Raw genomic sequence first — 21091 nt, 5'->3', positions numbered from 1 at the left:
GCTATTCAACTCAAACTGTGCTGCAACCCTCGGACGACCCGTGACCTCAGCCGCGACGAAGTGCGAAGACGCGGTGGAGCTCAGTCGCGGCGGTGAGCGGAGACGCAGCGGCGGCGGTCGACGCGCATGACCCTTCCGCGGTTGCGCAGTCGACGCTGAACGCAGTCCGGCGGTCCGTCGAAATCCGGTCGCGGAGCGCGGGTGACGACGGCAGGTTTGTGCTCGAAGGCGAATGAATCGGCCTCCCACTCCGGGGCGCGTCGCGCGCCGAACTCAGAGGTCTCGATGAATGACCGGAACTCCGCGACCAGGCGCTCCTGCATGTCATAGAGGCTCTCATCGTTGCCGGGGTAATCGAGGAGGACTTCAACGGCCTCCCCGGCGACGACGATCCGCGCGAAGAGCCGACGCTCATCGTCGGTATCGCGGAGCATCGCGATGCTGTCCCACTCGTGATCGGCGAACATCGCGAGAACGATCGGAGTGACGACCTTCTCGCAGAGGACATCCTGCGTGAGTTCGATGCGGTCCATGTGTCCCACCATAGGTGCTCAGTCGGCGGGAATTCGAAGGCGTCTCGGAGTTTTGCGGAAACCGCGGCCGATCTGCGGTATCCGGCAGATTTCGTGCGGTTCCGCGCCAGTGCTTCCACGCCAGAGCGTCCGCGACCGCGCCTCCGCGCCAGTGCTTCCGGGACCGCACCTAAGGCGTCGCCGCATCGACTGGGGACAATGGTGGCACCGCATAGACTTGGCCCCATGCCCCGCAGTCCGCTCCCGCCTCGAGAGGGAATCTCGGCGACCGCTCTGCGCGCCCCCGGTGGCAAGGCCACCCACGAGAAGAACCACCTGCCCGTTCCCGACTCGATCGGGGACTGGCTCGAGACCGAATTCCCCGAGGCGGCCCCCGAGTCCCGACAGGCGCTGCTGACCGATGGGGACATGTGCGACGAGGCGGGGCGCCCGGTGACCTGGGACGATCCGGTCATTCCCGGCGGGTTCTACTTCTTCCACCGCCCGGTCCCACCCGAACAGCGGATCCCCTTCGACGTCGGGATCGTGTTCGAGGACGAGGACCTGATCGTCGTCGACAAACCTCATTTCCTGGCGAGCACCCCGAACGGACGCTTCGTCCGCGAATGCGTCGTCACCCGGCTGCGTGTCGATCTCGACCAGCCCGACCTCGTCGCCATCCACCGCCTCGACCGGATCACCGCCGGTCTGCTGGTCCTGTCGAAACGGCCCGAGACGCGCGGCCGCTACCAGCGTCTGTTCCAAGACCGCAGGGTCCACAAGACCTACCGAGCCCTGGCGTCGGCGCCACCGGCAGACATGGAGTTTCCTGTCATCCGCGAATCACGTTTGGTCAAACCTGTCGGCGGACGCCAGGTGCTCGAAGTCGCAGGGGAGCCGAACGCGGTCAGTCGGATCCGCCTCGTGCGCATCATCGGAGCACGGGGACTCAGCCCCAGCGGGACTCGAGTGGCTACGGATGGAGCTGGGCCGACTCGGCGAGGGGGAACTGACAGTGCCCCGTCCGAATGGGCGGGGGACGGGGACGACGGGCCGCCTCGGGGAGGGATTGCCGAGTACGAACTTGCGCCGGTCACGGGCAAGACGCACCAGCTGCGGGTGCACATGAACGCGCTCGGGCTGCCCATCCTCGGTGATCCGGTCTATCCGGTCGATCTTGCCCCGGATCCGTACGACTTCTCGTCGCCGCTGCAGCTGTTGGCCGCGGAGATCGCATTCGACGATCCGCTGACGGGGTGCCCGCGCCATTTCAGCTCGCGTCTGAGCCTCGACCCGGGCGCCGTCGCTGCGTCCTGAGCGGTCGACTCAGGCAGAGTCGGCGGCGAAGTTCGCCCACGGCCGGCGGGGACACGGTAGCCTGGTGGTATGAGTCCACATTCCCCCGGCTGCACGTCAGAGGCGATCGTCGCCCTTGTCCGCACCCGCATCACCGACGGTGAATACCCGGCGGGAAGTCCGGTCCGCGATGGTGCCTTGGCCAAGGAGTTCAACGTTTCGCGCAACACCGCCCGCGAATCGCTGAGCCTGCTGCGCCACGCCGGGCTGCTCACCCAGGAACCCAACCGGGGCTTCTTCGTCTCCACCTTCGGCATCGACGAGCTCAAGGACCTCTACCGTGCCCGCCGGGTCTTCGAGATCCGCGCCGTCCAGGAATCGCAGGACGCCACCGACGAGGCGATGGCCGCCGTCGAAGCCTCCGTGGTCCGGGCCGAAACCGCACCGAAGAACGAAACCTGGGCCGATGCGCAGGAACACTCGGCATCGTTCCACCGCGCGATCGTCGGCCTCCTCGGTTCACCACTTCTCGACGAGTTCTACCTCAACCTCATGGCTCGGCTGTCGACGACGTTCTCGCGCTCGCCCGAACCCGGCAAATACCACTCGCACTGGGCGAACCCGCACCGGGACATCCTCGAGAAGATGAAATCCGGGGACCGGCAGGGCGCCGAAGGACTGCTGCGCATCCACCTCGACGACTCCGAAGCATCGACCCTCGACCTTGCACGGTCCGTGGGGGAGGGGCGGTAGATCTTCGGTGAGGATGGGGCGGCGGCCACCCGCTTCGGTGAGGGATTGACGATGAGCCGCCTCGGTGAAGGATTCCCGCACGAATCCGACAGCTTTCCCCGTGTAGTCAGTCTCACAGTGCTCGGTACTTGAACCCATAGCGGTCGACTGTCGCGCTCCGATAGCATTGAGCCACCGTATCTTCGCGTCGAAAGGCTGTCTTCATGGGAATCCCTGAGCAGGAATCACAGGCCGCAAACGATCCGTTCTCGCTGACGGGACTCACGTATGACGATGTCCTCCTCCTGCCAGGCGACACCGATGTCATCCCTTCCGAAGCCTCCACGGCCTCCCGGCTGACCAAGGAGATCGAGCTCAACATTCCGCTCGTCTCCGCGGCGATGGACACCGTGACCGAATCCCGGATGGCGATCGCCATGGCCCGCATCGGCGGCCTGGGCATCATCCACCGCAACCTCTCCGCCGAGGATCAGGCGAACCAGGTCGATTACGTCAAGCGCTCCGAATCGGGCATGATCAACGACCCGCTGACGATCACCGCTGACAAGACGCTGGAAGAGCTCGACGAGATCTGCGGCAAGTACCGCATCTCCGGACTGCCCGTCGTCGACGAGAACAATGTGCTCGTCGGCATCGTGACCAACCGCGACCTGCGCTTCGTCACCCGCAGCGAGTTCCCCACGCGCACCGTCGCCGAGACCATGACGAAGATGCCGCTGGTCACCGCCCCCGTCGGCGTGGCCGCCGAGAAGGCCTTCGAGCTGCTGGCCGAACACAAGGTCGAGAAGCTGCCCCTCGTCGATGACAACAACGTCATCCAGGGCCTCATCACCGTCAAGGACTTCGTCAAGACCGAGGAATACCCGCTGGCCACCAAGGACGACGAGGGTCGCCTGCGAGTCGGTGCCGCCGTCGGATTCTACGGCGACGCCTACGAGCGTGCAGGACTGCTCGCCGAGGCGGGAGCCGACGTCCTCGTCGTCGACACCGCCAACGGCCACGCCCGCGGAGTCACCGACATGATCAAGAAGGTCAAGTCCGATCCGGCGTTCTCCGCCGTGCAGATCATCGGCGGAAACGTCGCCACGAAGGAAGGCGCACAGGCGCTCGTCGAAGCCGGAGTCGACGCCGTCAAGGTCGGTGTGGGGCCCGGATCGATCTGCACCACCCGTGTCGTCGCCGGTGTCGGCGTCCCGCAGGTCACCGCCGTCCACCTCGCCGCTAAGGCCGCCCGAGCCGCCGGAGTCCCGGTCATCGCCGATGGCGGACTCCAGTACTCCGGTGACATCGGCAAGGCCCTGGTCGCCGGTGCCGACACCGTCATGCTCGGCTCCCTGCTGGCTGGGTGCAACGAGTCGCCGGGCGAACTCATCTTCGTCAACGGCAAGCAGTACAAGGCCTACCGAGGCATGGGCTCGCTGGGCGCGATGGCTCCGCGCAAGGGCAAGTCGTATTCGAAGGACCGCTACTTCCAGGCCGATATCGCCACCGACACCGACCTCATCCCCGAGGGCATCGAAGGTCGTGTCGCCTATCGCGGTCACCTCAAGCAGGTCGCCCACCAGCTCACCGGAGGTCTGCGCCAGACGATGTTCTACGTCGGCGCGCGCACCGTCGACGAGCTCAAGGCCAAGGGCAAGTTCGTCCGCCTGACCACGGCTGGGCTGAAGGAAAGCCACCCGCACGATATCCAGATGACCGTCGAGGCCCCGAACTACGTCGTGAAGTGAGGTCGTGAGGTCCTCTGAAGGAGGGGTCTCTGGTCGATGAGAAGCCGCAGCTTCCGCGTTCGCGCGGAGGCTGCGGCTATTTCGTGTGTGTGGGTCTTGAGCGGTGAATCTCGCGAGTTCCGGACGATCCGTGCGGAATTTTGCCTCGAGGCCCCGCACGAAGTGTCCTGAACTCGTCAGCTGGATCCGCCTGGAACGTCTCACGATGTTGGACAACACACCTCAATGTGACGAAGGCCACTCAGCGCTTTTCGGCCCGATGCACCCGTAGTGCGAACAGCCTCCTTGCCGCATGAAACCTGGGCGCGGGCACCGCCTTGCCCGACGGATGCGCGACGCCCGTAGTCGTCGGGCCGGCGAACAGACCCTTCGCCAATGCAGAAAGTTAGGGTAGGTTTCCCTAATGCGAGCCGCGCTTCGCGGTGCGCATCATCGAAGGAGGAAACCTCACAGTGACGACTTCTCTGCTCTACGACACCGAAGCGACACCCACCTCAGCACCCCTTCAGACCCCCGAAATCCCCCACACCGATGCCCTCCTCGGCGCCCACAGCGCAGACGAGTACACATCGCTCATGCACGACGTCGTCGACATCCTCGGCGAACGGTTCCGCACCACCGAGCGGGCCGCCTCGGCGAAGGATCGCTCCGGACTCCAGGCCGCCGTCGACGCCGTCGACCTCGACACCGCAGGCGTCGGCAACGCCGAAGCCCTGCGTGAAGTCGACGCCCTCTACGCCGACAATGCCGTGTGGTTCCACCACCCCAGCTACGTCGCCCACCTCAACTGCCCGGTCGCCGTACCCGCCGTCGCCGCCGAAGCGATGCTCGCCGCCATCAACACCTCGGTCGACACCTACGACCAATCCGAGGTCGCCACCCTCATGGAACGCCGCCTCATCGACTGGACCTGCGGCCACCTCGGCTTCGTCGGCGGCGACGGAATCTTCACCTCCGGAGGTACCCAGTCCAACCTCCAGGCGCTGTTCCTCGCCCGCGAAAACGTCCTCGTCGAGGTGGCAGGACACGATGAGACCGATGACACCGAATCTCGCCGAGGCGGCCCTGGCCTGGGCGCGCCCACCCGTCGTGACCTGCTGTCCCGGCTGCGGATCCTCGCGACCGACCAGGCCCACTTCTCCGTGTCGCGCGCGGCGTTCCTCCTCGGCCTCGACGCCGAGGCGGTCGTGACCGTCCCGACCGACCAGTCCGGCCGCATGGACGCCGAAGCGCTCAACGCCAGCCTCCTCGCGATCGAGGCGAACGACCAGATCCCCATGGCCGTCGTCGCCACCGCCGGAACCACCGACCGCGGTGTCATCGACCCGCTCGAGACCATCGCCGGGGTCTGCGAATCAGCGAACGTGTGGCTGCACGTCGACGCCGCATACGGCGGCGGACTGCTCTGGGCCCCGGCTCGCGCCCACCTGCTCGACGGGATCTCCGGGGCCACCTCGGTGACCATCGACTTCCATAAGACGTTCTTCCAGCCGGTGTCCTCCTCGGCCCTGCTCATCAGGGACGCGAGCCTGTTCGCGCCGACGATCCACCACCACGACTACCTCAATCCCGAAGCCGAAGCGCACGAAGCCGACGCCGAACCGAACCAGGTCGACAAGTCCCTGCAGACCACCCGCCGCTTCGACGCGCTCAAGCTCTGGACGACGCTGCGCGCCCGTGGGGCAGGCGAGATCGGATCGATGCTCGACACAGTCTGCGACCTCGCGGCCGACGTCCGGGAGCTGCTCGAGGCCCAGGCGGACTTCGAGGTGCTCGGCGCCTCGGACCTGTCCACGGTGCTGTTCCGCTTCACCCCGGCGACCGCGGACCCGGCCACCTGCGACGAACTCGTCCCGCTCATCCGTCGAGTCCTCTTCCGCTCCGGCCGCGCCGCCATCGCCCGCACCGTCATCGACGGAACGCCGTGGCTCAAACTCACCCTGCTCAACCCCGATACCAGCATCGATGACATCACCGCCGTGCTCGACCTCGTCCGTGCCACCGGGCACGGCATTCTCGCCGGCCGGGATCTCGAGGACGCCGCAACCGAAGGAGGCGCAGCATGAGCGCAGATTCCACGCCCATCCACGACATCCTCGGCGTCGGTATCGGTCCCTTCGGACTCGGCCTGGCCGCCCTGTCGGAGCCGCTCGACGACGTCGACGCAATCTTCGTCGATCAGCGCCCCGAATTCCGCTGGCACCCGGGCATGATGATCGAAGGCTCGACCATCCAGGTGCCGTTCCTCGCCGACCTCGTCACCATGGCCGACCCCACCTCCCCGTACTCGTTCCTCAACTTCCTCAAGGAGCGCCGGCGGCTCTACCCGTTCTACATCCGAGAATCCTTCTACCCCCTGCGCGCCGAATTCGACGAATACTGCCGGTGGGTTTCCGCCCAGTTGGATTCGCTGCGATGGAACCGTCGCGTCGTGTCCGTGACCAGGGAGGACGGTGTGTACACCGCCCTCGCCGAGGTGGCCGACGACTCCGGTTCGATCGTGGGCACCGAGACCTACCGCGCACGGCATCTCGTGCTCGGCGTGGGAACGCAGCCCGTACTGCCGCCTGCGCTGCAGGGGCTCGAGGGCGATGCCGGCGCTGGTGCGTCCGGCACGGGCCCGGACGGTGCCGCCGACTCGCCCGCTGCCGGCCCGGACAGCGCCGCCAACTCGCCCGCTGCCGGCCCGCTCATCCACACCGCCGACTACCTCGAGAACCGGGACGCGCTGCTCGACTCCGGGGCGATCACGATCGTCGGCAGCGGCCAGTCCGCCGCCGAGATCTACCGTGACCTCATCGACGACGCCGAAGACCGAGGCGTACGCCTCGACTGGGTGACCCGGTCGCCGCGGTTCTTCCCGATGGAGTACACGAAGCTCACCCTTGAGATGACCTCCCCGGAGTACACCGACCACTTCCGGGCGCTGCCCGATGAGCTGCGCGAACGCGTCGGCCGGGAACAGCGCACGCTGTACAAGGGCATCTCCGCCGACCTCGTCGACGACATCCACGACACTCTCTACCGACTCAGCCGCGGCGGGCGAGAACTGCTGACGAACCTCATCTCCGAAGCCGAACTCGTCACCGCCGACATCGACCCGATCAGCGGCGAATACCTGCTCGACTTCCGCAACACGGCACTGGGAAAGACGTTTACTCGGCGATCGGGATCCGTGATTGCCGCCACCGGATACAAATCGCAGGTCCCGGACTTTCTCAGCCCTCTCGGCGACGACATCCGTCTGGACTCGCGAGGCCGCCTCGACGTCAGCCGCCACTACACGATCAACGACGAAGGAACCATCCACGTCGTGGGCGGCGAAGAGCACACCCACGGCGTGACCGCCCCTGACCTCGGCTTCGGCCCGTGGCGGGCCTCGGTGGTGCTGGCCGCAGTGACCGGCCGGGAACCCTATCCGATCGAACGGGCCATCGCCTTCCAGACCTTCGGGGTGCCGGCCGACGAATCCGATGCCGTCCCCGATGCCGCCTTCGCACTCGAGAACTCCAAGGAGATGTCGCACGTATGACCACCGAACTCATCACCAGCCTGACCACCACCGAGGCGGACGAAACCGACCCGACCGTTTCTGCGGTTGGTGCGAACGCCACCTGTACGCGCACGGACCGCAGTTCGAACGTGAAGCTCACGGCCGCCTCGGCGACGGTGACCATCCGTCCTCTCGACGTCGACCGGGACACCGCCCGGATCCACGAGTGGCTGGTCCATCCGCGCGCCCACTACTGGATGATGACCGACCTCGACGAGAACGAGGTCCGGACCTACTTGGATGGCATTCGCGACTCCGCGGATGACGCCGGTTGGGTCGGCTCCGTCGACGGCATCGACTGCTTCTACGTCGAGACCTACACCCCCGACAGCCTCATCCCGCGAAACGTCCTGGCCACCGGCGAGGGCGATATCGGGATGCACCTGCTCGTCTCACCGCCTGCAGGACCCGCCGTACACGGCCTCACCGACCGCATCATGGCCGAGGTCATCGACTTCTGCATGAGGCCGGCTGACCAGGGAGGACGTGGTGCCGAGCGCGTCGTCGTCGAGCCCGATGCCAGGAACGACGCGATCATCGAGAAAAACCGCGCCGCCGGTTTCACCCCCATCACCGAGGCGACCATCATGATGGGCGAGATCGAGAAACTGGCGCTCGTCAGTGTGTGCACCCGCGCGGGCTTCGAGGCCAGCGCGCTGGCGCCGTTCGTCGGAGCCGGAGTCCGAGAGTCGCGCGCGGCTGAGACCGGGGAACAGGACAGTGACCAGAGGTCCACCAAATCACGCAGGGGTCGGCCGTTCGCAGCCCCGCCGGCTCCGTACGCCCATCTCAACGGGGATGCGTTCGCCGTCGTGCAGCGCCACCTCGTCGCCAAAGCCCTGTCCGAATTCTCCCACGAACGACTCATCGCACCGGTGAGTGCCGGCGAGGAGAGGGGAGTCGTCGTGAGCGGGAGTGCACATGCGGATGGGAGTTCGGACCTGGGGGACCGACCATCCACGACTGGGGGAGCCGCCTCGGCGAATGGCGAAGGCGAGACCTGGGAGCTGAGCATCGACGGGGCCAGCCGGTACACATTCGCCGCGCGTGTGCTGCCGCTCGAGCACTGGGTGATCGACGAAGCCAGCATCACCCGATGGCGCGACGGATCCGAGGTTCCACTCGACGCGCAGGAACTCGTCGTCGAACTCCAAGACGAACTCGCCATCCCCGAGGACCTCATCTCAACCTACCTCGAGGAACTCGCGTCGACCCTGGCCGGGGCCGCGTTCAAACTCGAGGGCGCTCGGGCCGGGCGCAGGCCCGATGCACGGGCACTCGTCGACGCGGATTTCCAGACCACCGAGGCGGCCATGACCGAGGGCCACCCCGGGTTCCTCGCGAATAACGGTCGCATCGGCTTCGGTCTCAGCGACTTCCGGAAGTGGGCACCGGAGAACGGCGAACTCAACCGAATCGAATGGGTGGCAGTGAGGCGCGAACTCAGCCATCTGTCTTTGGGAGTAGGACTCGATGAGGAGGGCCACCTCGGTGAGGTGCTCAGCGAGGCCGAACGGGATCTCTTCGGTACCCGGATCCGGGCGGCAGGGCAGGATCCTGCGGACTTCCATCTCATGCCGATCCACCCCTGGCAGGCCGACCACCGCCTGGCGATCACGTTCGCTGCGGACATTGCCCGCGGCGATCTGCTGCCGCTCGGGGAGGGACTCGATAAGCACCAGGCGCAGCAGTCCCTGCGCACATTCTTCAACCATTCGCGGACCGGCGCCCCGTATGTCAAGGTCGCGCTCTCCGTGCAGAACATGGGATTCCTGCGCGGGCTGTCGCCGAAGTACATGCGCGACACCCCGGCCATCAACGACTGGGTCGCTGGCTTGGTGGGAGCCGACCCCACCTTCGCGAAGGCGGGATTCCGAGTGCTGCGGGAGCGTGCCGCGCTCGGCTACACGGGGGATGTCTACCATCGGACGAAGGAGACGAATCCGCACCGGAAGATGCTCGCCGCTCTATGGCGGGAGAACCCCGTTTCGCGTATCGAACCAGGTCAGAAGCTGATCACGATGGCTGCTCTGCTGCACCGGGACCATCATGGAGTGTCGCTGGCGGGTGAGCTCATCAGCGCATCCGGTCTGCGTGCCGGGGCGTGGCTGCGCAGTTACCTGCGGGCCTACCTGAAACCGCTCGTCCATGCGCTGCTGGCACACGACCTCGTGTTCATGCCGCACGGGGAGAACCTCATCCTCGTCCTCGACGAGCATGTGGTGACCGGGGCATTCATGAAGGACATCGGTGAGGAAGTCGCCGTGCTCGGCCACCGCGAGCTGCCCGCCGATGTCGAACGCATCCGCGCCGTGGTGTCGGGAGAGGAGAAGGCGCTGTCCGTCTTCACCGACATGTTCGACGGGGTCCTGCGGCACCTGTCCGGCATCCTCGACGCCGATGGACTGCTGCCGGCCGACAGGTTCTGGGCGATCGTCGCCGAGGTGCTTGATGAGTACGAGGCCGAACACCCGGCTGCGGGCCGCGGTGTCAGCGGCGACGTCGATCTGCGTGCCGAACGCTTCGCCCATTCGTGCCTCAACCGACTGCAGCTGAAGAACACGAAGCAGATGGTCGACATCGGCAACCAAGCCGAATCACTGCTCTACGCGGGCACGATGCCCAACCCCGTGGCTCGCTGAGGCATAGGGCGCCACGCCGACCGCTCACCTCAGCACCGACCGCTCGCCACATAACTCGATACAGCGACGGCAACTCGAGCGGTCGGTGAGATGACGGCGAGCTGAAGTGCGCGCTCGCCGCTGAGCTGAGCGTTCGGTGAACCGACGAACAACCTCGCCGAGGCGGGACTCCAGAAACGAGTCCCGCCTCGGCGAGTACCATTCACAGTGAAAGCGACCTTGACTGCACCGCTGACCAGAGAAGAGCATGCGATGACACCCGAGCAGACTTCACTCGTCGAACGAATCCGTGCGCTCATTGCCGGAGGGCCCGTGGTCCGAGAGGTCTCGATGTTCGGCGGCCGCGCGGTCATGGTCAACGAGAAGATGATCGTCAGTGCTGGTAAGACGGGCGATCTGCTGGTGCGAGTCGATGCCGCTCGGCACGACGAGCTCCTCAAGCGACCGGATGCGGCCCAAGCAGAGATGGGAACCGGGCGAAACATGGGGCCGGGATGGATCAACGTGAGCGCAGAGTCTGTCCGTGATGACGAACAGCTGGAATTCTGGATCGAGACCGCCATGGACTTCAACCGGGCAGTGAGGAGCCTGCCGGACTGATCCCGGGGACCGTTGACGCGGCCGCTATCTGCCGACCGCTCACCTTAGCGACACTGCAGCGAGCTATGCGGCGCGCGGTCGGTGCGGACTTGAGCGGTCGATGCGATGCGACCGAGCCGATGCGCGCGGTCGGCGCTGACTTGAGCGGTGGGTGAGGCGCCGAAGTCCGAACACCGCAATCGCCGAGGTGGGCCTTCGCAACGGAGCCCCACCTCGGCGAGTGCGTTCATCCTTCACCTCAGCGGTTAGTATCATTCCAACGGTTGCCTGCGCATCGCTGCGCAGAGTCACGAATCGGTCCTCAGACTCAAAGGTGCGCACATGGCGAAGCAGAACGATCGGCCGACCCTGGCCACGGTCGCTGCCCGCGCAGGTGTGAGCATCAAGACGGCCTCCCGCGTCCTCAACGGCGAAAAGCACGTTGCCGCCTCGACCGCAGAGAAGGTCGAAGCCGCCGCAGAAGAACTCGGATTCCGACTCAATTCCACGGCCCGGCGCTTGCGTGCCGGAGGCCGCTCACCGTATATCGGCGTGGTCCTCTCCGATGCCGGGGACGCCTTCCAGGCCCGTGCCTTCGCCGCCGTAGAAGCCGAACTCGCAGCCGTCGACCTGCGCCCGGTGGTGACCGTAGTCGGTGACGATTCCGACCGGGAGGAAGCCTTCCTCGACGAATGCCTCGCCAACGATCTGACCGGGATCATCGTCATCCGCGCCCACCCCGAGGCGGCCGAGACCTACGCGCGAGCCGCCTCGGCGCCGGGCACCAGAATCGTCTCCCTCGACCCTGCGGTCGACAGTCCCGGCATCAGCATCGTCGCAGGTGATGACCGTGAAGCGGGACGCCTCGCGGCCGAGCAGCTGCTCGCTCACGGACACATGGCACTCGGCGTCATCGGAGATCAATCGCCCAGCCTCATCACCACCCGCCGCCTGCAGGGAATCCAGGATGCCGTCGCCGGCCGTCGCGGTGTCGGCTGGCGCGCCTATATGCGCGAAGACGCCCACGACGAAGCCAGCGCAAAGAACGTCGTCGCCGCCTGGCTCGGCTCCCGCAGCGCCCCCGGCGCCCTCATCACCCTCTCGGCCACGCTCACGCAGGGCGCCATCGATGCCTGTCGCCGCCTCGGGGAATGGCCGGCCCTGGTGGGCATCGACGATTTCCCCACGGCCGAACTCCTCGACGTCACCGTCGTCGATCGCAACGTCGAATCCATTGCCGCCGAGGCGGTCCGCAGGCTCCGGGCCGGTGCGGAACCCAGCGGTGCCGGGGCCGGCGGGGGCCGCCTCGGTGAGGGAAATGGCCCGATCGCGGCGGAGGCGATGGGGCGTGGGCGTGTCGACGACAACGTGCCCGATTTCGACAATGCACTGTGCATCATCGCTCGTGGCAGCGGTGAAGAACCGCCGGACACCCGCTGAAAACTTTTGTCGAAACAGTTGACAGCAGGCGGCGTTCAGCGAATCATATTCAACAGCCTGACAACGTTGTCAGATTGATTGAAAGGTTCACAATGAGGCACAACCTTAAGTCCCACAAGAAGCTGGCGCTCTTCGGTGCCTCGGTCGCGATCGGTGCTCTTGCGCTCAGCGGCTGCGGCAACCAGAAGGGCCAGGGAAACGACGAGGCGGACAGCGGATCCGGCGGCGACGGGGACGTCACGATCGCCCTGCTGCTGCCCGAGTCGAAGACCACTCGCTACGAGTCGCTCGACAAACCGAACTTCGAGAAGTACCTCAAAGAGGCCAACCCCGATGCGAAGGTGAAGTACAGCAACGCCAACCAGGACGCGACTCAGCAGCAGCAACAGGTCGAAGCGGCTGTGACCGAAGGCGTCGACGCCATCGTCCTCGATCCCGTCGACGCTTCGGCAGTCTCCTCCGCACTGTCGAAGGCCGAAGCGAAGAAGATCCCGGTCATCTCCTACGACCGCTTCTTCGAAGGCGCCGCGTACTACACCTCGTTCGACAACAAGAAGATCGGCAACCTGCAGGGCCAAGCCGTCCTCGATGGGCTCAAAGACGCCGGCGTCGATCCGAAGTCGGGCCCGGTGTGGATGGTCAACGGAGACCCGAAGGACCCGAACGCCGCGGACTTCAAGGCCGGTGCCGAGGAGACCCTCAAAGGCGCGGGTGTCGACATCGCTGCCAGCCACGACACTCTCGACTGGAACCCGGACGACGCCCGACAATGGGTTGAAGGTCAGCTGCAGGGCGGCGATGAGAAGCCGATCGCGATCTACGCGGCCAACGACGGTACTGCCGGCGGCGTCATCGCTGCAACGAAGAAGGCCAAGGTCGAAACCGTCGTGACCGGTCAGGACGCCGAGGTCGACGGTCTGCAGAACATCCTCAAAGGCGACCAGTTCGCCACGATCTACAAGTCGATCCCACCGCAGGCCGAGTTCGCCGCCATGGCCGCTGTGGCTCTGGCTGCGGGAGATGACGTCGATGCGGGAACGACCTACAAGGACACTCCGACGGACTTCGTCGAGGCCAAGGTCGTGACCAAGGACAACATCAAGGACATCGTCGGCGACCAGATCAAGGCCGAGGACATCTGTTCGGGAAGCGTAGAGAAGCTCTGCGAAGACGTCGGAGTCAAGTGAGTCGGTCGTGCAGCTGAGTCTGCGCTGCGACACGGCAGACGTGACATGACCGTCCCTGCTGCCGGCACCCGATGAGGTGCCGGCAGCAGGGGCAACCCAGAGTCGGGCCGCCCGACCGAAACAAGTAGGAACAGATGACACCAGAGACACCTGAACCGGCATCCGCAGCGACGCGGACGCCGGGCAGCGACAGCGAGCCGGTGCTCGAACTGCGCGGAATCAACAAACGATTCGGGGCCGTGCAGGCCCTGACCGACATCAATCTCGCCGTCGGCCGCGGCGAAGTCGTCGGCCTCGTCGGCGACAACGGCGCCGGCAAGTCGACGCTGATCAAGGTCATCGCCGGAGTCCACGGTGCTGATGAGGGCGAACTCATCATAAACGGGGCGGCGCAGAGGTTCTCGTCTCCGAAGGATGCACAGAGGGCCGGAGTGGCCACCGTGTTCCAAGACTTGGCTCTGTGCGAGAACCTCGACGTCGTGGCCAACCTGTTCCTCGGACATGAGAAGACCCGCGGCGGCGTGCTCGACGAGGTGTCCATGGAAGCCAAATCCTGGGAGCTGCTGCGCAGCCTGTCGGCGAAGATCCCGAGCGTGAGAGTGCCGATCGCGGCACTGTCCGGAGGCCAACGTCAGACGGTCGCCATCGCTCGCTCGCTGCTGGGCGAACCCTCCCTGGTCATGCTCGACGAACCGACCGCAGCCCTCGGCGTCGCCCAGACCGCCGAGGTGCTCAACCTCATCGAACGACTCAAGGAGCGTGACCTCGGAGTGCTGCTCGTCAGCCACAATATGGCCGATGTGCAAGCAGTGTGCGACCGGATTCATGTCCTGCGACTGGGCAAGGATGCCGGTGACTTCCCCGGTGATGAGCGCACAGACGTCCTCGTCGCAGCGATCACCGGAGCCAGCGACAACGTCGTGACCAAACGCGCGACACGGAGGGGTGAGCGTCGATGACCCGCAATTCCTTCATCACCGATGAGCGCATCTCTCATGAGGGCTTCGTCGGCACTTTCGTCCGACGGGTGCGCGAGGGGCAGCTCGGGTCACTTCCGGTCATCCTCGCGCTCGTCGTCATCGTCATCGTCTTCCAGTCGGCGAACAGCAGCTTCCTGTCACCGGCAAACCTCGTCAACCTGTCGTCGACGGTCGCCTACATCGCGATCCTCGCCCTGGGAATCAACCTCATCCTGCTCCTCGGCGAGATCGACCTCTCGCTCGCCCAGCTGGGTGGTCTGGCGGCCTCGCTGCTCGGTGTCCTCGTCGTCAGGCAAGGTGTGCCGCCTGCGCTGGCGCTCATCATCATGCTGTTGCTCGGCCTCGTCGTCGGTGCGATCCAAGGCTGGTTCTTCGCCGTCATCGGCATTCCGGCATTCGTCGTGACACTGGCCGGTCTGCTCGCTTTCACCGGATTGACTCTGACTACCCTGGGCACACAGAAGAACCTGTCGATGTCCGACACTTTCGCCTTCGACTTCGCGAACTTCTACTTCCCGGCGATCTGGGCGTACGTATTCGGTGCCATCGCGATCATCGGCTTCGGTGCCGGAATCATCTACTCCAAGCTGCGCCGTCATCACGTGGGCCTCGACGCCCCGAGCTGGGCAGCTGTGATCGTGCGCATCGCTCTGCTCACGGTGGTCGTATTCGGATTCCTCATCCTCGTCAATCAGGACTTCGGTCTGGCGATGCCCTTCTTCCTCATGATGGTCATCGCGATCATCATCGACCTCGTGCTGCGCAAGACCCGCTACGGCCGATCGATCTACGCCGTCGGCGGCAAGGTGGAGGCGGCGCGTCGTTCTGGTATCAGGGTGACTTGGGTGCGCATCAGCGTCTTCATGGCGGCCGGGGTGCTGGCCGCGCTGTTCGGCTTCATCAAGGCCGGTGTGACAACGAACGCCGGTTCGACTCTCGTGCCGACGCAGGACCTGCTCAATGCGATCGCCTCGGCTGTCATCGGCGGCACTTCGCTCTTCGGCGGTCGCGGAACCGCATGGGCGGCGGTGCTCGGTGCGCTGGTCGTCGGTGCGATCAACAATGGTCTCTACCTCATCGGCTTCAACTCCGATGCGCAGCAGATCATCACCGCGCTCGTCCTGCTGGCAGCCGTTGTCATCGATGCGCTGAGCCGCCGCGGCCAGAGGTACGTCGGGCGGGGGTAGCAGGGCGAGTCGGCGGCACAGGGGCGTTGGCTCAGCGCTGAGCGCTCAAGTTGTCGTCGACCGCTCGGTTCCGCAAGAGCTCCCTCTGCCGACCGCTCGCCTGAGCGTCGAGCGCGCAATGCACAGCTTGATACAGCGACGTTAAGTCGAGCGGTCGGTGCTGACGAGATACGAGGTTCTGAAAGTCACGGCTCGGAGATCAGTTCGGCCTCGATCGCCGGAGTGATCGGGTTGCCCACTCCCGTCGTGATGAGCTGGTGCAGGCTGTCGTGGGCGTGGCGTGTCCATCCTCGAGCGCATCCGTCATAGCAGGCCAGCGCCGGGGTCAAGCCCACATGGGTGAATGTCAGCCGAATGCCTGACACCGTGGGCTCGATGTCGAAGCGCACGGTCGTCCCGGCCCACTCATCGATCTCGTCGGGTGAGGTTCCGAACTGGTTGTCCAGGATTCTCCAGACGACCCGTTCCGAGGGAACCAGCTCGATGATCTCGGCGCGGGTGGTGTGGATCTGCGGCACCGTGTAGACGAATTCGCCGAGGCGGTCGGGCGCCCCGTCGATGCGCTGCGACCACCAGCCGCGCACATTCGTCACCGCATCGAAGACTGCGTGTGGTGATTGCGTGACCTCATAGCTGAAGGTGAAGTCCGATGATGATTCGGTGTCGGGAAGAGCAGTGGGATTGTGTGCAGACATTGTCAGGCTCCTTTGCCGTTGTATGTCATTCTCTCAACTTGCGTCATGCAAGTCGATGGATCGATCATCCCACTATGCTTTCGTCATGCAAGTGAATAGGTAGACTCTCTTCTATGTTGGGCAGAACGTATGACGATGAAGTGTGTTCGATCGCGCGGACCTTGGAGATCGTAGGCGAACGCTGGAGCCTGCTGATCATCAGAAACGCGCTCTTCGCCGGGGTCACTCGCTTCGGCGACTTCCAGAAGCGATTGGGAGTGGCGACCAACATCCTCACCAAGCGGCTCGACGGCTTCGTCGATGCCGGAGTCATGACTCGGCAGCCGAATCCATCCGGAGTCGAGTACGTGCTCACCGACAAGGGACATGATCTCAAAGGCGTGCTCATTGCGTTCACCGAATGGGGAGATCGCTGGGAAGCGCCGAACGGGAGGCCGATCATCTACCGACACGACGACTGTGAAGGCGAAGTGCACAACTCGATTCGCTGTGACTCCTGTGGTCAGCAGCCTGACATCGTCACCGTCTCCAAAGGGCCGGGAATGCCCGACGAGAAATGGGCGCACCGGCAGAAGTAGGGCATCACAGCGGAGTGCGGAGCTGAACTTGGACTATTTTCGTTTGACAGTAGCGTGCTTGACCTTTTGCAGTTTCGCGAGATCTTCTGGACTCATAGGCCCGGTGTGCAATCCATCCGGGTAAGGCCTCTCTGCTTTGAATACGTCGAAGTTGTTCAGATCGCCCAGCGAACTCTGCCAGAGGCGAAGCTTGGATTCGTATGTGATGCGATGGTGCATGTGGCTGCCGAGAGCCTGAGGTACCCAGTCGTACTTTGATTCGCGTTCGAGTTGGTAGTCGATGGCTCGGCTGACAGATGCTGATATCCAATTGGCAAGCTGAATATTGGAGCTGAGAGCACTGTCGATGTGCATGGGCGGCTCAATGGCAGCATTCATTTCCCTGAATTCTTGGGCACGCGAGAATATGTGTGCGTATATCGTCGCTACTCTTGCAGCCCGTTGCTTCTCATTGATCTGGTCCATCAGCATCAGTAGATTCTCGCCGCAATTGTCCGCGTGACGACAGAGACGATTGACCGACTCTCGCATAGCTGAAGCTTCGCGTTGCTCATCGGAGAGTCGCACCTGCTTCCTGGTGCCGACCTCCTTCTGTTCGGCATAGAAGAAGACGCGTCCGCTCAGTTCTGCGAGCCTGTTGATCAGTCCGCGAAAGACACGGATCTGCTCACCGTAACTTCGCCAAGCGTCTGGGGTGAAGATATCTGAGCCCTTTCGCTCCCAGCGGCCCGGGTTCTCCACGCCCCGAAGCTCGCTGGCAAAGACGCGTCGCTTCTCTGCTGTGAAGATCTGACCGAATCTCCGAGCCGAGCTTTCGGGAATGACGAAGCCTGCATAGCCGAAGACGGGATTAGTGTTGAATCTCGGGTGGTCTTTGGCGACGTAAGGGCCGGGTTCACCGATCTCATCGATATAGGCGAGCAGCATGGGCAAACTTTACCTAGCGGCTCTGACACGAGGCCCAACGCAAAAACCCACGTCTGAGACGTGGGCTTGCGACTTGGCGCTCTAGGAGGTGAACTCCTTGCTACCACTTCAATAATCTCACAGCACCGAGGTCCGCGCAATCAGTCTTGCACGGAGACTCAACGGCCAGCATGGCGCACAACGTGGATCGGCGCTCATTCCCCGGCTTGACCTTGTGACTGTGGAAGTCGCCCGTGTCCGGACAGGCTGATACAGTCGAAGCCAATGACATGGGGTGCCTCATGAGGATCCGTTCGCACCGAGACGCTGCGCACGGAGGACACCGAGGCTGAGAGAACACCCATCGAACCTGATCTGGGCCATACTAGCGAAGGGATCGTCATGGTTGACTTCGACCTGCGTTCTGCGAATGCGCGACTGCGCGCAAGCAATCCACTCATCCAGTGCATCACGAACACCGTCGTGCAGCAGTTCAGCGCGAACGTGCTCCTGGCCGTCGGCGCCTCCCCGGCGATGCTCGACCATGAGGCCGATGCCGGACAGTTCGCCGGAATCGCCAGCGGAGTTCTCGTCAACTTCGGAACCGCCTCGAACCACCAGCTGCTCGCAGCCGATGCCGCCATCGACGTCGCCAACGCCGCCGGCAAGCCCTGGGTCCTCGACCCCGTGAGCGTCGGCGCCGTTGACTTCCGCACCTCCCGCATCCGCCGCGCCGCTGCCGATCACCCCACCGCCATCCGCGGCAATGCCTCCGAGATCGCCGCACTCGCCGGTGTGGGACTCGGCGGTCGTGGAGTGGACTCCACCGATGAAGTCGACGCCGTCCTTCCCGCCGCCGCAAAGCTGTCCCGAGAAACCGGTGCCATCGTCGCCGTCTCCGGACCCACCGATGCCGTCGTCGCCCATATCGACGGCGCCGACCACGTCGCCCGCGTCTCCGGCGGACATGAGTTCATGCCGCTCGTCATCGGCACCGGGTGCTCACTCGGCGCCGTCACCGTCGCTTACCTGGCTTCCGCCCGGGCGGGACTGGCGGACCCCGACGCCGACGTCTCAGCAATCAACGCCGCGGACGGTAACGCGAACGGTGGGGCCGCCTCGGCGAGATTCGAAGCCGTCGTCGCCGCCCACTCCCACTTCGCGGTCGCAGGAGAACTCGCCGCCGATGGCGCGAAGGGACCCGGCAGCTACTCGGTGAACTTCCTCGATGCGCTCCATGCCGTCGACGGCGACCGACTCGCACAGGCGAGAATCAGCCTCGACACGCTCACTTCTGCGAATGAAACCGCCGGCAAAGGCGTCCAGGCATGACCGCCGGATCCGCCCACATCGCTGACAACTCGGCCGACGACAGCGCGACCGTGAACGACCGAGTAGACGCAACCGACCGCTTCGCCGGAATCGACACGCGCCTCTGCCTCGTCACCGACTCCGCGCAATGCGAAGCCGCCGGCCGCACCGTCGCCGAGACCGTGCAGGCCGCCGTCGACGGGGGAGTGGGCATCGTCCAGGTCCGCGACAAAGACATCGACGATGCAGCCTTCTACTCGCTCACCCGCCAGGTCATCGCCGCAGTCGACGCCGCCACCCGCGACACCGACCGCACGGTCCCCGTCGTCCTCAACGACCGCGTCGAGGTGGCCCGCCGCCTCATCGACGAAGGCGAGAACGTGCACATCCACGTCGGCCAAACTGACACCACCGTCGCCGAGGTGCGCGCCGCCCTGGGTGCGGCACCGCTCATCGGTCTCTCGGCCGCGAACAGCGACGAATTCGCCGCCGGCCGCAACTCCGGAGTCGTCGATCTCGTCGGCATCGGACCGGTCTATGACACCTCCACGAAAGCCGACGCCCCCGTCGGCATCGGACCGGACCGCCTCGGCGAATTGGCGGCAGAAGCCGGCCTCCCCGCCGTCGCCATCGGCGGCATCACCGCCGACCGCGCCCCCGACCTGCACGGACGTGGACTGATCGGAATCTGTGTGGTCTCGGCGATCTGCCTGGCCGACGATCCGAAGTCGGCGGCCGAAGAGCTGCTGGCCGCTTTCACCGGGAGCGACCAGTGACGACCCGCCCGCCGATCACCTTGTCCATCGCCGGCACCGACCCCTCCGGCGGCGCCGGAATCCACGCCGACCTCAAGACCTTCACCGCGCGGAAGACCATGGGCACGACCGTCATCACCGCCCTCGTTGCGCAGAACACGCACGGGGTGTCGCGCGTCTATCCGATCGACGTCGATTTCGTCGCCGACCAGTTCGATTCCGTGCTCGGCGACCTGCCAGTCGATGCGACGAAATCGGGGATGCTCGGCAGCCGTGACCTCGTCGAACTCGTCGTCGCCCGCGCCGCCGAAGGCCGGCTCGGCTTCTTCACCGTCGACCCGGTGATGATCGCGACCTCCGGCCACCGCCTCCTCGAGACCGATGCCGTCGACGCCGTGCGCACCCACCTGCTGCCCGCCGCGAACCTCATCACCCCCAACCTCCCCGAGGCGGCCCTGCTCATCAGCGATGACGAACCCGAAGCGCGGACGACCGAAGCCATGCGTGACCAGGCCGGACGCCTGCTCGAGCGGGGGCCCGGAGCGGTCCTGCTCAAGGGCGGACACGGCAGCGATGACGAGGTCATCGACATCCTCGCCACGGCCGACGGTCAGGTCCGGGAATTCACCCACCCCCGGATGACGACGATGAACACGCACGGAACCGGGTGCACCCTGTCGGCTGCGATCACCGCCGAGGTGGCCGTCCTCGGCCGCGAACGCGCAGCTGCCGCCGGGGGACCTGCCGATCCGGCGGCCCCGACCGGGAAGGATCGGTCACGCGCGGTGATCGAGTCCGACCTCCTCGGCGAGGCTGTCGGCAATGCCCTCGATTTTCTCGCTCGCGCCCTGAACTCGGCTGCGGACTGGCAGCTGAGCTTGGATCCGGAGGGCGCCCACGGACCCGTCGACCACCAGGTCGACATCGTCCGCGGTCGACCCGCCTGACCGGCCCCGTCCCGCCGAATCGCCACGTCTGACGAACACC

Annotated in this window: 18 protein-coding genes and 1 riboswitch; of the genes, 15 read left to right on the top strand and 3 right to left on the bottom strand. The window is 65.2% G+C overall.

Annotation, left to right across the window (positions count from 1 at the left end; all coding sequences use genetic code 11):
- Window positions 1-80: 80 nt before the first annotated feature.
- A complete protein-coding gene (locus QYM46_RS14420; protein ID WP_432789497.1) occupies window positions 81-533 on the bottom strand; it encodes a hypothetical protein in 453 nt (150 codons plus the stop codon).
- A 225-nt stretch (window positions 534-758) separates the two neighbouring features.
- On the opposite strand from QYM46_RS14420, the gene QYM46_RS14415 reads away from it, so the two are divergent.
- The 11 genes from QYM46_RS14415 (at window position 759) to QYM46_RS14365 (ending at window position 15859) form a co-directional block, all read left to right on the top strand.
- Window positions 759-1829: a pseudouridine synthase gene (locus tag QYM46_RS14415; RefSeq protein WP_432789496.1), complete on the top strand. Its 1071-nt coding sequence runs from the start codon at window positions 759-761 to the stop codon at window positions 1827-1829.
- A 69-nt stretch (window positions 1830-1898) separates the two neighbouring features.
- The gene (locus tag QYM46_RS14410) at window positions 1899-2561 is read left to right on the top strand and encodes a GntR family transcriptional regulator (RefSeq protein ID WP_169252966.1); all 663 of its coding nucleotides are present in this window, start codon (window positions 1899-1901) and stop codon (window positions 2559-2561) included.
- Window positions 2562-2764: 203 nt separating this feature from the next.
- Window positions 2765-4291 (top strand): IMP dehydrogenase, encoded by a 1527-nt coding sequence (gene guaB, locus QYM46_RS14405; RefSeq protein ID WP_432789495.1) that lies wholly within the window; start codon window positions 2765-2767, stop codon window positions 4289-4291.
- 575 nt (window positions 4292-4866) lie between these two features.
- On the top strand, window positions 4867-6357 hold the full coding sequence (locus tag QYM46_RS14400) for a pyridoxal phosphate-dependent decarboxylase family protein (protein ID WP_432791744.1): 1491 nt from the start codon (window positions 4867-4869) through the stop codon (window positions 6355-6357).
- Window positions 6354-7823, top strand: coding sequence for a lysine N(6)-hydroxylase/L-ornithine N(5)-oxygenase family protein (locus QYM46_RS14395; RefSeq protein ID WP_432789494.1), 1470 nt, complete (start codon window positions 6354-6356; stop codon window positions 7821-7823). The genes QYM46_RS14400 and QYM46_RS14395 overlap by 4 nt, the downstream gene beginning before the upstream one ends.
- On the top strand, window positions 7820-10486 hold the full coding sequence (locus QYM46_RS14390) for a GNAT family N-acetyltransferase (protein ID WP_432789493.1): 2667 nt from the start codon (window positions 7820-7822) through the stop codon (window positions 10484-10486). Before QYM46_RS14395 ends, QYM46_RS14390 begins: the two co-directional genes overlap by 4 nt.
- A 252-nt stretch (window positions 10487-10738) precedes the next feature.
- Complete coding sequence (locus QYM46_RS14385) at window positions 10739-11086, top strand: TfoX/Sxy family protein (protein WP_432789492.1); 348 nt, start codon at window positions 10739-10741, stop codon at window positions 11084-11086.
- Window positions 11087-11407: 321 nt separating this feature from the next.
- Window positions 11408-12505 carry a LacI family DNA-binding transcriptional regulator gene (locus tag QYM46_RS14380; protein WP_432789491.1) on the top strand — a complete coding sequence of 366 codons (1098 nt, stop codon included), beginning with the start codon at window positions 11408-11410 and terminating at the stop codon, window positions 12503-12505.
- A gap of 92 nt (window positions 12506-12597) precedes the next feature.
- Window positions 12598-13692, top strand: a complete 1095-nt coding sequence (locus tag QYM46_RS14375) for a substrate-binding domain-containing protein (protein WP_432789490.1) — start codon at window positions 12598-12600, stop codon at window positions 13690-13692.
- A gap of 134 nt (window positions 13693-13826) precedes the next feature.
- Window positions 13827-14651, top strand: a complete 825-nt coding sequence (locus QYM46_RS14370; RefSeq protein ID WP_432789489.1) for an ATP-binding cassette domain-containing protein — start codon at window positions 13827-13829, stop codon at window positions 14649-14651.
- Window positions 14648-15859, top strand: coding sequence for a sugar ABC transporter permease (locus QYM46_RS14365; protein ID WP_169252958.1), 1212 nt, complete (start codon window positions 14648-14650; stop codon window positions 15857-15859). Before QYM46_RS14370 ends, QYM46_RS14365 begins: the two co-directional genes overlap by 4 nt.
- Window positions 15860-16044: 185 nt before the next feature.
- Here QYM46_RS14365 and QYM46_RS14360 read toward each other — a convergent pair whose 3' ends face one another.
- A complete protein-coding gene (locus QYM46_RS14360) occupies window positions 16045-16554 on the bottom strand; it encodes an SRPBCC family protein (RefSeq protein ID WP_432789488.1) in 510 nt (169 codons plus the stop codon).
- Between the two features lie 113 nt (window positions 16555-16667).
- Between QYM46_RS14360 and QYM46_RS14355 the strand changes: the two genes are divergently transcribed.
- A complete protein-coding gene (locus QYM46_RS14355; RefSeq protein ID WP_432789487.1) occupies window positions 16668-17132 on the top strand; it encodes a winged helix-turn-helix transcriptional regulator in 465 nt (154 codons plus the stop codon).
- A gap of 33 nt (window positions 17133-17165) precedes the next feature.
- Here QYM46_RS14355 and QYM46_RS14350 read toward each other — a convergent pair whose 3' ends face one another.
- Window positions 17166-18059, bottom strand: a complete 894-nt coding sequence (locus QYM46_RS14350; RefSeq protein ID WP_432789486.1) for a DUF3800 domain-containing protein — start codon at window positions 18057-18059, stop codon at window positions 17166-17168.
- Between the two features lie 260 nt (window positions 18060-18319).
- Window positions 18320-18453, top strand: a riboswitch (TPP riboswitch).
- On the opposite strand from QYM46_RS14350, the gene QYM46_RS14345 reads away from it, so the two are divergent.
- The 3 genes from QYM46_RS14345 (at window position 18441) to thiD (ending at window position 21051) form a co-directional block, all read left to right on the top strand.
- Window positions 18441-19370, top strand: coding sequence for a hydroxyethylthiazole kinase (locus QYM46_RS14345; protein ID WP_432789485.1), 930 nt, complete (start codon window positions 18441-18443; stop codon window positions 19368-19370). (Overlaps the previous riboswitch by 13 nt.)
- The gene (gene thiE, locus QYM46_RS14340) at window positions 19367-20125 is read left to right on the top strand and encodes a thiamine phosphate synthase (protein WP_432789484.1); all 759 of its coding nucleotides are present in this window, start codon (window positions 19367-19369) and stop codon (window positions 20123-20125) included. Before QYM46_RS14345 ends, thiE begins: the two co-directional genes overlap by 4 nt.
- Window positions 20122-21051 (top strand): bifunctional hydroxymethylpyrimidine kinase/phosphomethylpyrimidine kinase, encoded by a 930-nt coding sequence (gene thiD, locus QYM46_RS14335; protein ID WP_432789483.1) that lies wholly within the window; start codon window positions 20122-20124, stop codon window positions 21049-21051. Before thiE ends, thiD begins: the two co-directional genes overlap by 4 nt.
- Window positions 21052-21091 lie beyond the last annotated feature (40 nt).

The organism is Brevibacterium sp. K11IcPPYGO002, from assembly GCF_050920635.1.
Taxonomy (GTDB): Bacteria; Actinomycetota; Actinomycetes; order Actinomycetales; family Brevibacteriaceae; genus Brevibacterium.
Note: the sequence above shows the minus strand (reverse complement) of the source record. Positions and strands in the feature narration are given on the sequence as shown.